Genomic DNA, 14,304 nt, shown 5'->3' with positions numbered 1-14,304 from the left:
GGGACTTTAATCCTTCAGCAATGTTAACAGCAACGATAAACGGACTACTAGGTTTTTTTAAAACTATGATGGTCATGAGTACGCTGTTTATTATACTTCGCCCTAAACGAGATCTTTACTTACAGCAAATTGTTAACAGTATGAAACAAATTAGCAGTGGTGAATATGATCGTGCTCATCTTGAGGAGAACAATGTTAAAGGCTTTTCTCATATATTGAGGAATCCTGCGCTTACGAGTGCTGAGAGAAATCATTATCTCGACATTAACGAAAAAGAAAGTAATCGGCTTTCTAACTTAAGTACAAATATGCAAAAGCTGTCGTGGTTAGAAGAGATTAATTCGGATTTGAATAAGGAGAGATTTCGTTTAGATCAGCAAATAAAAGAAGTTAGTCTAACGATGGAATACCATTGGAGTCGTAAAGATATTGAGTTATCCGTAAAACTACAAGAGGTCCAATGCTCCGCCAATGAAGAATTGTTAAATCAAGTGTGGATCAACTTACTTGATAACGCAATTAAATTCGCCCCAAACCATGGACAAATTCAAATTGAATTAACAACTACACAACGAGGGCCAGTTGTTAACATTAAGGATAACGGAATTGGGATGACCGAAGAAGAGCAAATAAGGATCTTTGAAAGATTTTATAAAAGTGACCGCTCGCGTAGTCCTGAGAAAAAAGGTAGTGGGCTAGGATTGTCTATTGTTCAAAAAATTATAGACTTACATCAATGGAAAATATCTGTTTCGAGTGTCCCTAATGAAGGTACGACTTTTACGGTTATACTTACAGATGGAGAGGAAGCAAAACATAATAATATTGACATGACACCAAATGGTGACCTATAATGAAAAGGACACTAAATGGTGTCTTATTATTTATTCTCTCCTTTTGGCACTTCGTCTGAAGCACTGTATACAACAAGGAGTTTTTGAAATTAACGACAGTCCCTTGGTAATACAATTTAGGAGCGGGTGTTGTGAGCGAGAACAACCAATTACGGGATGTGTTTGACGCGATTGCCGATCCAACTAGGCGACGACTAATTCAACTATTAGCAGAGTCAGAAGAGATACCACTTCATGAGTTAACGGCACAGTTTGAGATGGGTCGGACTGCAGTTTCGAAGCATTTGACGATCCTTAAAGAGGCTGGACTGGTAATTGACCGAAAAGTAGGTAGAGAAACGCGATTTAGGTTAAATGCCGCTCCACTGAGAGAAATTCAAGATTGGGTGGCTTTCTACAGTAAGTTTTGGAATACGAATATGTTACGTTTGAAGCAATTATTAGAGGAGGAAGAAATATGAGTTTAAAATTAGAATTAGATTTTCAGTACACGGCATCGATTGAGAAGGTTTGGTCTGCTTTAACAGATCCTGTTAAGTTGGCTAAGTGGATTTTGGCGAATGACTTTAAGCCGCTAGTAGGACACCGTTTTCATTTTCAAGCTGAGCCTAACGAATGGTGGGATGGCCTTATTGAAGGTGAGGTACTTATCGTTGACGAACCAAACCTATTGTCCTATACATGGGCAAGTGCAGGTGAGCAACACACAGTAACATGGACTCTGCAGGTTCTAGCGGATGGAAAAGTTAATCTTCATCTTGATCAAACAGGATTCTCAAATCCTCAAGGACTCGAAGGAGCTAAGTATGGTTGGAGTGCATGGTGCGGCCAGCTTGAGAAGGCTTTGGATTAATAACCGAATCCGGTATTTACTTTAAGAAATACTATTCACTATCGGAAGGATGTTAGTCATGAGCGAATCAAATCAGGAGTATATCGTAATCTCTGCTGCAAGAGAAAACAACTTGAAGAACGTATCTTTACGTATTCCTAAGCGGAAAATCACAATTTTCACAGGGGTATCCGGATCCGGAAAGTCTTCGATTGTTTTCGATACAATTGCTGCAGAATCCACGCGTTTGCTGAATGAGAATTTCAGCATGTTCGTGCGTAATTTCCTACCGCGCTATCCACAGCCGGATGCTGACGCGATTGAAAATCTAAGTATGGCAGTAATCGTAGATCAGAAGCGACTTGGCGGAGGTTCCCATTCTACAATGGGCACGATTACCGATATTTCTCCCATTCTACGACTTCTCTTCTCAAGAGTAGGTAAGCCTTATGTTGGTCAGGCTCACATGTTTTCATTTAACGATCCGCAAGGAATGTGCCTTGAATGTAACGGGATCGGACGCAAGCTCGGCGTAGACATAAAAAAAGCAGTCGATATGTCAAAATCGTTGAATGAAGGGGCATTAATGCTTCCCGACTATACAGTGGATGGCTGGGATTGGAACATTGTCCTACAATCAGGCTCCTTTGATCCTGATAAGAAGTTATGTGATTATTCAGAAGAAGAATTAGATCTATTACTATACGGTAAGGCGCGGAAAGTAAAGATGGATTTCGCTGGTAAAGCAACAAATATTACAGTCGAGGGCGTCATTGAGAAGTTTAGTAATAAATACATTAAACAAGACGTGAAGACGAAGTCCGAGCGTACACAAAAAGCTGTTGCACCGTACATTACCGAGGGTGCATGTTCGAGTTGCCATGGTGCGAGACTCAGTCAAGCAGCACTTAGCTGTAGAATCAATGGACTTAACATTGCGGATATGTCCTCGATGGAGGTCGGAAAACTAAATCAAGTCCTTCGTGAGATTGATGATGCGACCGCAGCTCCTGTCATCAAGTCACTAACAGAGCGCCTGCAACATCTGGTAGATATCGGACTTGACTACTTAACACTGGACCGTGAGACTGATACATTGTCTGGAGGAGAATCACAGCGCGTCAAGATGGTGAAACACTTGAGTGGCAGTCTCGTGGATGTTACTTATATTTTCGATGAGCCTAGCGTTGGCCTACATCCTCGTGATGTAAACCGGTTAAATGCATTACTTCAGAAGTTGCGCGACAAAGGTAATACCGTAATAGTTGTCGAGCATGATCCCGATGTTATTAAAGTAGCGGATCATATTGTCGATGTTGGTCCTCACGCTGGTAGCCGTGGAGGTACGATCATGTATGAAGGATGCTACGAAGGCTTACTAGAAACAAGTACGTTGACTGGTACTCATATGAAACGACCACTAGAACTGAAAGATGATTGCAGGCAACCATCAGGCAAGATGTCTATCATAGACGCTACACTTCATAACTTACAAAATGTGAGCGTTGATATTCCAACTGGAATACTAACAGTTGTTACCGGTGTAGCTGGATCAGGCAAGAGTACGCTAATTAACGATGTATTCCTAAGACAGCATGAAGATGCAATCGTTATCGACCAATCAGCAATCGGAGTGTCAACACGTTCGAATCCTGCTACTTATACAGGCATTATGGATGATGTACGTAAAGCATTTGCTTCCGCGAATAAAGTGAACCAAGGTTTATTCAGCTTCAACTCCAAAGGGGCTTGCGAGAATTGCCAAGGACTTGGAGTTGTCTATACTGACCTAGCATTTCTAGAAAGCGTTAAGTTACCATGTGAAGTATGTGGTGGTAAACGTTTCAAAGAAGAAGTACTTGAATACAAGCTTAACGGGAAATCGATTGCAGAAGTGCTGGAGATGACTGTAGAACAAGCATTGGAATTTTTCCAGTTGAAAGAAGTAGTTCGCAAACTCCAAGCAATGAGTGATGTTGGACTGAACTATATTACACTCGGCCAACCGCTGAGTACACTTTCAGGCGGGGAATGTCAGCGTATCAAACTGGCAAGCGAGCTTCATAAGCAGGGCAGCATCTATGTGATGGACGAACCGACAACCGGCCTTCATATGTCAGATATTGGTCACCTTTTGGAAATCATGAATCGACTTGTGGATGCAGGTAATACAGTGATCGTCATAGAGCACAATCTCGATGTGATCAGTCAAGCGGATTGGATCATCGATATGGGTCCAGACGGAGGTAGTAAAGGCGGCAAAGTAGTGTTCGAAGGCACACCTGGGCAGATCATCCATGTGAAGCAGTCAATTACAGGCAGCTACTTGAAATAAATTAATATTCAACTTAGAGATATATAGCCTTATTAAGGCTATAATAATTCAATATTATTTGCAATAAAAAAACGTATTCCATGAACGTTCTGGAATACGTTTTTTTGCATTTTATAACCCTTTTGCGAAGATAACCTACTCAGTTGGACTATGCATCAGCATTATTCATTACTTGTAATATACTTTATCCATATTGTATCTCGCTCTGCGGCGATTGATAATGAATGTCTCATAGATTTCCCGATCGACAGCGTCTTCGACTATGCAAACTTCGATTTTGAACACTTCGTCGCGTTTTGCTTTCATAACGGATACTGAATCTTCGAAATGTTTCTTAATACGAGGGCGTAGCTTACGCGCCTTGCCAACGAACAATAGCTCATCTTGCTCGTTATAGAACATGAAGATGCCGCCAAGTTCGCGCGAAATAAGATGGAAATCAGTAAAGCCATAAATATTGCTAAGTTCGGGATTTTCTTGTTTTGTAATCGTAACATCTGGCGTTGGTACAGTAATCTGAATCAAGTGAATTCACTTCCTCTTTCGTTATAAGTAAAATCGTAACATAAATCGGACAATAATACATCTAATCATTTTAAAGAACTTTCTGTATTCCAACAGCGATTTCAACGGGCATGATGCCAGGAAAATACGACCTCCAGCACGTAAATAATACCATTACACTTGAACTCTTTATTATTTCACTGTACAATTATTAAAACTATATAATTATTCAATTTGGAGGAGCCTGTCACCAAGGGTGTACTATGCGATTTTTTGCAAAGTAGACTGTTGGTGACAGGCTTTTTTTGTTCTTACCACCAGAAAAATTTGGAACAGCATCAAATTGGAATTACTATAGCTTATTTTACTACGTAGTTATACTACACAAGAAGGGAAGAGTTAGATGGAATTTATTTTATATCTAGTATTGATTCTTTTTTCCACGAAAATTGCAGGAGATTTATCAGTAAGGCTAGGCCAACCGTCTGTTTTAGGTAAGTTGATCGTAGGAATTATTTTAGGACCTGCTGTATTAGGCTGGGTGGAGAGTACTGAATTTATTCATTATATATCTGAAATAGGTGTACTCCTGCTTATGTTTATGGCTGGTTTAGAGACTGATTTGAAGCAATTACAACAAAACTGGAAAGGTGCATTTTCAGTTGCAGTCGCTGGAATTATACTACCTTTTATAGGGGCATACGGTGTAGCTGAATTATTCGGATTATCACAAACTTCTGCCTTATTTATGGGGGTATTGTTTAGTGCAACTTCAGTAAGTATTACAGTTCAAGTGCTGAAAGATATGGATAAATTGAATACACGGGAAGGAACAACTATTCTAGGTGCAGCAGTAGTTGATGATGTTTTAGTAGTTATATTACTTGCTGTTATGATGAGTTTCATGGGAACAGGTGAAGAAATTTCATTAGGATTACTTATAGGTAAAAAAGTACTGTTTTTCGGTGTCGTTTTTGTAGTCGGTTGGTTAGTCGTTCCGAAATTCATGAAATTATTATCAAAACTTAAAGTAACAGAACCGATTATTACAGTTGCACTAATCATTTGTTTCGCTTTTTCATATTTCGCTGATCTAATGGGTATGGCAGGAATTATTGGTGCGTTTGCTGCTGGTATTGCTATTTCTCAAACGAGTTTCAAACATGCAGTAGAAAAGAAAGTTGAACCTATTGCATATTCCATTTTTGTTCCAGTATTTTTTGTAAGCATAGGATTAAATGTCTCCTTTGAAGGAGTAGGTTCTCAACTTGGATTTGTTCTAGTCCTTACAATAATCGCAATTGTTACGAAGATGATCGGCGGAGCATTAGGAGCTCGATTAACTGGATTTAATAATAAATCTTCGATGGCTATCGGAGCAGGAATGATCTCACGTGGGGAAGTTGCGTTAATCATTGCATCGACAGGTTTACAAGCTGGATTATTGTTGCCTGAATATTTCACATCCGTCATCCTTGTTGTAATTGTTACTACACTTGTTGCTCCACCAATACTGAAGTTAGTTTTCAAGGAGCCTACTAATGTAATTAATAAGAAAAACAAAAATGAAATTGGACAAAGTCTCTAAATGGATACTCAAAACTAATAAGCAAATGAAATAGCGGGCCCCTGACATCATGCGTATTTTCTCATTAGAAATTCGATGTTGTCAGGGGTCTTTTATTTCTGTATTGTTTGCTTTTGCATCGAATATAAATAAGTCGAGAGGTGATTTTTATTAACGCTCACACAATATTTAAGAGTCAAGAAGGTAAGCAAAAAATTCTAGACAACTACGAGGCATACTTGAAATTGTTAGATGAACAATTTGAAAGAGTTTTTGTTGACACACGTTTTGGGAGTACACATACATTGATCAGTGGGCCAGAACATGGAAAGCCTATCTTCATATTCCAAGGAGGAAACTGCATTAACCCTATGACCTTATCCTGGTTTTCTTCATTATTTAAGGAATATCGAATATATGCACCAGATACAATTGGGCATCCAGGGTATAGTTCAGAAACAAGAATTTCTGCAAAAGATGATAGCTTTGCTTTGTGGATTTCAGACCTAATGGACTATTTCAATGTAGATAAATGTGCGTTTATTGGTCCTTCTTACGGTGCAGGAATTATACTAAGACTAGCAGCTTTTATGCCTGAGAAAATTATATGTTCGGTACTTGTTTCCCCAGCAGGTATTCAGTTAGGTTCGAAAATGAAAATGATACAAAATATCTTAATTCCTATGTTATTTTTTATTATGACCTCGTCTCAAAAATATTTACAAAAGATTGCTGATGTAATGTCACATTATACGATGAAATCAATCGATAAGCATATTATTGGTGATATTTTCAAACACGTAAAATTGGAGCAGGATATGCCAAAACTTGCTGGGAGTGAAGAGTTACTTAGATATTTAGCTCCTACAATGGTCATAGCGGGGAATAAAGACATATTCTTTCCTTCAGTAAAAGTTATTAAAAAGGCTAAAGAAATTATTCCAAATTTAACAGTAATTACTGAATATGAAATGGGTCATTTCCCATCAGAAGAGTACTTGGAGAGAATTAATAATGATATTAAGAAATTTCTCGCTATAAATTATTGAATACGATGCATTCAAAAAACACATTCTTTCATCAGTCAAATGAAAGAATGTGTTTTTAAGTATTTACATATTAATCCATCTATATTTATTTAGGCCATGATTAATCACGGTCGTGTAGGATGTAAGCAGTTAAACTATTGGTCTGAAAAGGAAAAAATTGTTACAATAATCAAAGTTACTATTACATAACACAAAATTCTCAGGACGATCTAGATTAATAAATTGATACTTGTTGTTACAGTAGTAACTAAACCATTGATTAGGAGTTGATTCAATGAAATTCAGAAAAACTATATGTTCAATTTTATTATTAATCATAGTTTGCTTATGTGGATGCACTACTAGTCCCGATCATGTGATTAAGGAAGTAAACATTCAAAAATTAAATAAAAAAGCTCAAACTTTTGTTCAAACTATTAATGATAGAAATGGTTTATTCTTATATTCACTAATAAACGAAGATCAGTTTCTAATTGTTAAGTATTCCACTGTTGTTCAGGGAGATGAAGCTAAATATCTTAGTAATATTACTGCTGAGATAGCTGATCGTATTCTGATTATTAACATAGAAGAAATGGGTACTGATAAATACGATGATGATAGATTAAATAAAACGAGAATATTTCAATTACCGAACGAAAAAGATTACGATAACATACAGATATTCAAAAATGGAGAAGAGACAATGATAGATTCTGTAGGTGTATAGTGCTACTATTAAGTTTATATTTTCAAAATAATATAGTAACTAACATGCTAATAAAGTCACTAATGTTTTAATAAAGTATATAATTTCATAGTGTTATTAAATTAATACTACATTTATTTCTGGACTATCTATATAATAAAATAGTACTCTCATTATATTTCGACAGAATAGGAACTGAACATTGAAGCTTAGAAAAAAGTACTTTAGTAAAAGAATCATTATTTTTATGTTTATCTCTATTGTTATATTTAGCATTCTTACCGGTTCAAAATTACTTATTTCTTATTATACAACCGAAAATTCAGCACGAATTACATTAGCTAAACAATATATTGAAATCGCAAATAATATTGCAAATGAATTAGATAAAACATCATATGCAAAGTTTCTAGAGAATCCTCAAATAGATGACGAAAATTATCTGCAAATAAAGCAATATTTAGAACTATATCAAAAGAAAATAAACTCGCTATTCACTTATATTTTGATGTTAGATGAAAGCAATATTTCGAAAGTTATGATTACAGCAATGCCAGCTGGTTTACCTGAATTTTCCATTGGAGCAGTATGTACTGTCCCTGAAGCTCAGATTATACAAGCTAAGAGCGGACAGGATTACTTCACTACTATAATAAATGATGTACATAACACATCATATTTCTCTGTAGGAGTTCCATTTTACAACGAATATGGTGATATTTTAGGTGTTGTTGGCATTGATATAGATGCAAAAGACTTAAAACAAGTAAGTCATCAAGTCGTAATGAGTAATCAAATTACATTCTTCATCGATATCTTATTTGCAATCGTACTGATCACCTCTGTGTACCTATTACACAAATGGTATAAACACAAATTACAACAGGATCACGAAGAAACTGAAAAAATGTATATCTCCGAATTAGGAAAAATCGTAAGTACACTTAAATCTAGCAGACACGATCTTATGAATCATATTCAAGTTGTTAATGGATTGATTTATTTGAAGCAATATGAAAAAGCAGGAGAATATCTAAAACAGCTTACTATTGATTCAAAAGCATTAGATGTATCATTACGGATACAAAACCCTGCGTTAATGGTCATCTTGCAAAGTAAGTGGGAGCTGGCGCAATCTAAAGATATTAATATTCAGTTTGAAGTAGACCAAAGTGATTTCTGTCGAGTTGAGTCTATGGATGTAGTCAAAATACTCTCAAATCTATTAGATAACGCAATTGAAGCTGTTGATGTATATTCAGGTGCACAACCAAAGATAATTAAAGTGATTTGCAAAACGATAGATGATAAATATATTTTCTCTGTCGAAAATCCTACTTTACTTTCCAACAAGGAGTATAAGAGCCTATTTCAAAATGGTTATACTTCAAAAGTGAATATTGATGGTTTAAGAGGAAATGGTTTAGACATCATAAGAAGAGTTAGCATGAAATATCAAGGGGATATCTATACCCATTATGATCAAGAAAAGTTTACTATTCAAATTACGATTTAATTAAACTAAATCCATTTGAGCAACGGACACATCATATTGAGATGTGTCCGTTTTCGCGTTAAAAAATATTTAACCAAAATTTCTGAATATAATGGAACATTTATACGTATTTACTTGATAACAGTTGAAAGATATACATAGTAACATATCAAGTATTCATGTTGATTTTCACTGAACGTTTGTTCTATAATAAATATACTTAGCTCTTACTCTCGACGGTATTATTGAAGTGACAGCTATTTATTAAGTGGAGAGGAGAAACTTTTTTTTGCTTATAATACTGAATGTTTGTTCTATATCTTGAATATTTGTATATCATCCTTTTATAAAACGTTATTAAACATTCATTATTGATGCTGTTAGAGAAAGATATTCAATAGGATACTTGGAGGATAAAGAATGGAATTATTATTTAGAAATAAAGGTGCAATGATCCTATTAATGCTTAATATTTTCTTGTCTATGGCTGCTTTTGGCCTAGTTGTACCTGTAATGCCGAGTTTTATTACAATGCTTGGTTTAGATGGAACCACTGTAGGGTTGCTAACTGCTGCATTTGCAGTAACCCAGCTCATATTTTCACCATTTGCAGGGAAACTTTCTGATTTACTTGGAAGGAAAAAATTGATTGTCGTAGGATTGCTATTACTAGCAGCCTCTGAAGGGATCTTTGGATTCGCTAACTCAGTAATTTGGTTATAAGTATCGAGACTACTCGGCGGTATTGGAGTTGCTATGGTAATGCCCGCGGTTATGGCATTCACCTCTGATATAACAACTGAGAATGAACGTGCGAAAGGTATGGGGTTTGTATCGGCAGCAATGTCGACAGGTTTTATTATTGGCCCTGGGATAGGAGGATTTCTTGCTGAATATGGAACGCGAATTCCTTTCTATACAGCAGCAATTGCTATTACATTCGCAGCAATTCTTACGTTTCTTGTATTACCAGAGCCGGAACGTATTAAAAACACTCCCGCTTCAGTACCAAACACGACTAAACAAAGTATAGCCGAGCAATTTATTAGTTCGATGAAAGCACCATATTTCTTAGCACTTATTGTATTACTCGTTCTTGGGTTTGCGCTTTCCAACTTTGAAACAGTATTTGGACTATTTTTGGATGTTCAACATAATTCTGGTCCTAAAGATATCGCATTGATTATGACAGTTGGGGCAATCGCGGGTGTAATTATTCAAATCGGAGTATTAGACCTTCTAGTTAAAAAAATGGGGGAGATGAAGGTTATCTACCTCAGTCTAGTTGTAGCCGGTATAGGTATTCTTAGCATCCTGTTCGTCAAGAGTTTCTGGTTACTACTAGTAGTTACAATCGTAATATTTGCAGCATGTGATCTATTACGACCAGCAGCAGGAACATTCTTGTCCAAATTAGCAGGTGAAGACCAAGGATATGTAGCCGGTCTTAACTCAGCTTATACAAGTCTAGGTACAATTTTGGGCTCCAGCTTAGCTGGTATGCTGTATGACATAAATTTGATGCTACCTTATATTGTAGCTGGTCTCACATTGGTAGGCTGCTACGTAATACTATCGTTAGTACAAGCAAAATCTAAAAGTAAAAACAAACTAGCAGGAGCAAAAAATTAAAGCTAAATAAACGAAAAGCCCGATTCCTGGTGGAGTCGGGCTTTTCGTTTATTCACATAATAAGAGGGAAGTATTTAATATAGTTAACTATTTCTGAGCAATACCGTATAAAAATACATCAATAGCTTGCTTGTAGAGCCTTAACGTCTCTTTTAGTTCCAAGTCTCTGCATGTAGAACTTAGGCCAATGACCATTCCATCTAATATTTTTGCCATAATTAAACTATCATGCTGCTTAAACTCATCGGAATTCATACCATCTAACAATAATTGCTGACAAAATTGTATACGCTCATTAAAACTCTTCTGAAGTCGTTCATGTACTTCACTATTTGATTTTTCAGTGGTATAAAATTCATCTGCAACATTCGTTAAAGGGTGATTAAAATCATCTTCGACTAGGTGCTCTGCCAAACCATATAACTTTTCAATAGAAGTTGTATACTTTTGCTTTTTAATTTCCCACTTATCTGCCCAATCAACTTCCCATTCATCTAGCATATCTAGAAATAATCCTTCTTTACTTTTGAAGTGATAATAGATATTTCCTTTACTGAATCCAGTAATATCAGATATTTCTTCAATGGAAGTGGCTGCATAGCCCTTTTTAGTAAAGAGTTCTTTAGATGCATCTAATATTCGTTTTTTTGTTTGATTTGATTGTTGCTGCTTCTTATTCATCATATCACTCCAACACTTTACTAAAGAACTGTCCGTATCTTCTATAACTAGTGCTAATTATACATGAAGTAACATCATTATGCATTATGTGAGAGGGAGTTGTACACGTCACCTGTAAATTTTACCATTACAGTGAAATATGAGATAATTAAGCATACATCGAAGATAACATTAATTGTTTCAAAAAATATATGAAATGAAGGTGTACATAGCGATGGACGTATTACAATACAGAGATTTTATAGATTTGGTAGGAAAATATAAGATTTTTCCCTTTTCAAGCTTTATTCCAGAATATCCCTCACTATCAGCTTCGGCAGTTCATAACGAATGGCACACTGATTCCGATAATGATCCATGGAGCTGGCGAATTAAGATTGTTCAGGATGGTATAGCTGCTTACGGGAAATTCTTCGGAGATAAAGCATGCTTTATTGATAAAAAACTATTCCCTGCAGTACAAACTGTACTTACAAATAACAAAACGGTTGGAGAAAGATATTATGATGGGCTCATTTCAGGTACAGCTCTTCAACTATATAAAGTTATTAGTGAACATGAAAACATTGATTCAAGGGAATTAAGAAAGTTATCTGGTTTGCATGCTAAAGAAGATAAAAAGGAGTATGACAAGGCACTTGTTGAACTACAAAATAATGGAGACATAGTCATTACTGGCTCTGCAAAATCTAGCGAAAATGATGCAGGCTGGAATAGTATGTGTTTCATTTCCTCTAACGGTTGGCTGCGAACGGTCATCGGGGAATACAATTACCTATCAGTAGAGGAAGCAAAATCAGAACTGGTAGAACAATTATCAAGAAACTGTACTGACAAATCGATGAAGTACTTTGCGAAAAAATTAAACTTAAGTCTTACTTAGTACACATATTAATTGTAGACGGCAGAAATGCCGTCTTTTTGTCGTTCAAGGATCGCGAAGTCATTGAAAATAATGGGCATAAATAGACACTAGTATGGAAAAACTAACAAACGCATTAGTATCTATTAGGAGGATATTTTAACTATGAGAAAAAAAACAATGATGTTCATACTAACAATCTTTTTATTGATAATGACAATAGGATGTTCAGCTCAACCTAATCAAGATAAAGAACAAGATTTACTGCAAGTCAAATCAACTAAGAGCGAACAGAAGAAAAAAGTTATCTATCTACTTGTTGACTCATTAATGGCTCAATCCATCGATCGAGGAATTCAGCAAGATATACTACCCACAATGAAATATCTGATTGAGCACGGACAATATTATAAGAATATGGTCAGTTCATTCCCAACCATGTCTGTTACAATCGATAGTTCACTTTTTACAGGAGCATATCCTGATGGTCATCGCGTTCCTGGTTTGACATGGTATTCTAAGGTTGAAAAGAAACTTATCAATTACGGGACAGGACCAGTTGAAGTTATGAGACTTGGAGTAGACTCCGTTTTAGTAAACACTCTCATAAATTTAAACGGTGGTCACTTAAACCCTCAACTGCCAACCATTCATGAGGATTTACATACATTAGGCTTAAAATCAAGTAGCATTAACGGTATCATCTATCGAGGTACAATTGAACATAATCTAACTATTCCACCATTCATCGAAGTACCTACTTCATTACCAAGAAAAATCACTGTAAAAGGACCAGATTACTTATCATTAGGTGCGTTTTCCGATCCACTCAAAGACATAGAAACACTATCGGATGGTTTAATTGAACGTTTAGGATTAAACAACAATTTTTCTATACAAAATATCAAGTTCTTAATAAGAGAAAATAAATTACCGGATTTCTCTTTTGTTTATTTACCTGATTTAGATCAAAAACTTCATAGAAATGGCCCAAGTGATCTAGATGGACTTAAAGAACTTGATAGTCAAATCGCCTCTGTATTACAAAGTTTTGGTTCAGCGGAAGAAGCATTGAAAAAAGCCACATTGATTATCACTGGAGATAGTGGAATGAGTCAGATTAAATCTGCTGAAGATAATCCTTCAATAGAACTAACTTCCTTTTTCAACGATTATCATGTCTTAAAACCAGACGAAGCAGTAACGGATAGTACTCAAATAGCGTTAGCAATCAATGAGACCATGGCATATGTTTACTCATTACAAATGGATAAGTTAAGCGACATAGCTAATTTATTAAGAACTGATCCTCGTGTCGATGTTATATCATGGAAAGAAAACGATTGGATACACGTTATTCAAGGAGGAGACTTAACTAAAGAGCTAAAATATCAAACTAACGGTAAGTTAATCGATTCTTACCAGCAAAAATGGAAGGTTGAAGGGGACACTGACCTATTAGATCTGAAAATAAATAATAATAAACAGTCGATCACATATGGTAAATATCCTGATGGATTGCAAAGATTATCTGGTGCATTAAACTCACATCATGGAAACTTTCTAGTAGTTACCGCAAAATCAGGCTATGAATTCTCTGGCAATAGTTCACCGTTACATATAGGAGGGGGAGGTCACGGCTCTCTTGATGAAGAAGTCTCGCTTGTTCCACTTATCATTTGTGGGTCAGATCAAAAACCACAACACTTACGGATTGTCGATTTAAAGTCATATATATTAAAGTTGCTAGCTGAGTAATCACTGTAACGTCTAATTGAAAATCGAATGGAAACTCATCTAACGAT

Annotated in this window: 12 protein-coding genes and 1 pseudogene; 11 read left to right on the top strand and 2 right to left on the bottom strand. The window is 36.0% G+C overall.

The genetic code is table 11. The features are described 5' to 3' along the window. Positions 1-65 precede the first annotated feature (65 nt). The 4 genes from NAG76_17820 (at position 66) to NAG76_17805 (ending at position 4,021) form a co-directional block, all read left to right on the top strand. Positions 66-854, top strand: a complete 789-nt coding sequence (locus NAG76_17820) for a HAMP domain-containing histidine kinase (GenBank protein ID URN93666.1) — start codon at positions 66-68, stop codon at positions 852-854. A gap of 131 nt (positions 855-985) precedes the next feature. Next, complete coding sequence (locus tag NAG76_17815) at positions 986-1,315, top strand: metalloregulator ArsR/SmtB family transcription factor (protein ID URN93665.1); 330 nt, start codon at positions 986-988, stop codon at positions 1,313-1,315. Next, positions 1,312-1,707: an SRPBCC domain-containing protein gene (locus tag NAG76_17810; GenBank protein ID URN93664.1), complete on the top strand. Its 396-nt coding sequence runs from the start codon at positions 1,312-1,314 to the stop codon at positions 1,705-1,707. The genes NAG76_17815 and NAG76_17810 overlap by 4 nt, the downstream gene beginning before the upstream one ends. 58 nt (positions 1,708-1,765) lie before the next feature. Then, on the top strand, positions 1,766-4,021 hold the full coding sequence (locus NAG76_17805) for an excinuclease ABC subunit UvrA (protein ID URN93663.1): 2,256 nt from the start codon (positions 1,766-1,768) through the stop codon (positions 4,019-4,021). A gap of 168 nt (positions 4,022-4,189) precedes the next feature. Here NAG76_17805 and NAG76_17800 read toward each other — a convergent pair whose 3' ends face one another. After that, positions 4,190-4,546, bottom strand: a complete 357-nt coding sequence (locus NAG76_17800) for a GIY-YIG nuclease family protein (protein URN93662.1) — start codon at positions 4,544-4,546, stop codon at positions 4,190-4,192. A 382-nt stretch (positions 4,547-4,928) separates the two neighbouring features. Here NAG76_17800 and NAG76_17795 point away from each other — a divergent pair, with 382 nt between their 5' ends. From NAG76_17795 to NAG76_17775, 5 genes and pseudogenes are all read left to right on the top strand, one after another. Further along, positions 4,929-6,113 carry a cation:proton antiporter gene (locus NAG76_17795; protein URN93661.1) on the top strand — a complete coding sequence of 395 codons (1,185 nt, stop codon included), beginning with the start codon at positions 4,929-4,931 and terminating at the stop codon, positions 6,111-6,113. Between the two features lie 224 nt (positions 6,114-6,337). Next, positions 6,338-7,141: an alpha/beta hydrolase gene (locus NAG76_17790; protein URN93660.1), complete on the top strand. Its 804-nt coding sequence runs from the start codon at positions 6,338-6,340 to the stop codon at positions 7,139-7,141. 274 nt (positions 7,142-7,415) lie between these two features. Continuing rightward, on the top strand, positions 7,416-7,850 hold the full coding sequence (locus NAG76_17785) for a hypothetical protein (protein ID URN93659.1): 435 nt from the start codon (positions 7,416-7,418) through the stop codon (positions 7,848-7,850). 181 nt (positions 7,851-8,031) lie between these two features. Next, complete coding sequence (locus NAG76_17780) at positions 8,032-9,345, top strand: Spo0B domain-containing protein (protein ID URN93658.1); 1,314 nt, start codon at positions 8,032-8,034, stop codon at positions 9,343-9,345. Between the two features lie 399 nt (positions 9,346-9,744). Then, positions 9,745-10,956 (top strand): annotated as a pseudogene (locus NAG76_17775) (MFS transporter). Between the two features lie 87 nt (positions 10,957-11,043). Here the strand turns inward: NAG76_17775 and NAG76_17770 are convergent. Further along, positions 11,044-11,637, bottom strand: coding sequence for a TetR/AcrR family transcriptional regulator (locus NAG76_17770; GenBank protein URN93657.1), 594 nt, complete (start codon positions 11,635-11,637; stop codon positions 11,044-11,046). A gap of 214 nt (positions 11,638-11,851) precedes the next feature. Between NAG76_17770 and NAG76_17765 the strand changes: the two genes are divergently transcribed. Both NAG76_17765 and NAG76_17760 read left to right on the top strand, forming a co-directional pair. Next, a complete protein-coding gene (locus tag NAG76_17765; protein ID URN93656.1) occupies positions 11,852-12,520 on the top strand; it encodes a hypothetical protein in 669 nt (222 codons plus the stop codon). Positions 12,521-12,664: 144 nt separating this feature from the next. Further along, positions 12,665-14,257 carry an alkaline phosphatase family protein gene (locus tag NAG76_17760; protein URN93655.1) on the top strand — a complete coding sequence of 531 codons (1,593 nt, stop codon included), beginning with the start codon at positions 12,665-12,667 and terminating at the stop codon, positions 14,255-14,257. The last annotated feature ends 47 nt before the right edge of the window (positions 14,258-14,304 follow it).

The organism is Candidatus Pristimantibacillus lignocellulolyticus (assembly GCA_023639215.1).
Classification (GTDB): Bacteria; Bacillota; Bacilli; order Paenibacillales; family Paenibacillaceae; genus Pristimantibacillus; species Pristimantibacillus lignocellulolyticus.
The sequence above is the reverse complement of the archived record's forward strand: the minus strand, read 5'-3'. Positions and strand labels throughout refer to the sequence as shown.

What these genes read in the sequence shown, in the direction of transcription:
- NAG76_17820 (URN93666.1), top strand. Translation starts at nt 66, where the DNA reads ATGATGGTCATGAGTACGCTGTTTATTATACTTCGCCCTAAACGAGAT.
- NAG76_17765 (URN93656.1), top strand. Translation starts at nt 11,852, where the DNA reads ATGGACGTATTACAATACAGAGATTTTATAGATTTGGTAGGAAAATAT.
- NAG76_17770 (URN93657.1), bottom strand. Translation starts at nt 11,637, where the DNA reads ATGAATAAGAAGCAGCAACAATCAAATCAAACAAAAAAACGAATATTA.
- NAG76_17810 (URN93664.1), top strand. Translation starts at nt 1,312, where the DNA reads ATGAGTTTAAAATTAGAATTAGATTTTCAGTACACGGCATCGATTGAG.
- NAG76_17795 (URN93661.1), top strand. Translation starts at nt 4,929, where the DNA reads ATGGAATTTATTTTATATCTAGTATTGATTCTTTTTTCCACGAAAATT.
- NAG76_17805 (URN93663.1), top strand. Translation starts at nt 1,766, where the DNA reads ATGAGCGAATCAAATCAGGAGTATATCGTAATCTCTGCTGCAAGAGAA.
- NAG76_17760 (URN93655.1), top strand. Translation starts at nt 12,665, where the DNA reads ATGAGAAAAAAAACAATGATGTTCATACTAACAATCTTTTTATTGATA.
- NAG76_17785 (URN93659.1), top strand. Translation starts at nt 7,416, where the DNA reads ATGAAATTCAGAAAAACTATATGTTCAATTTTATTATTAATCATAGTT.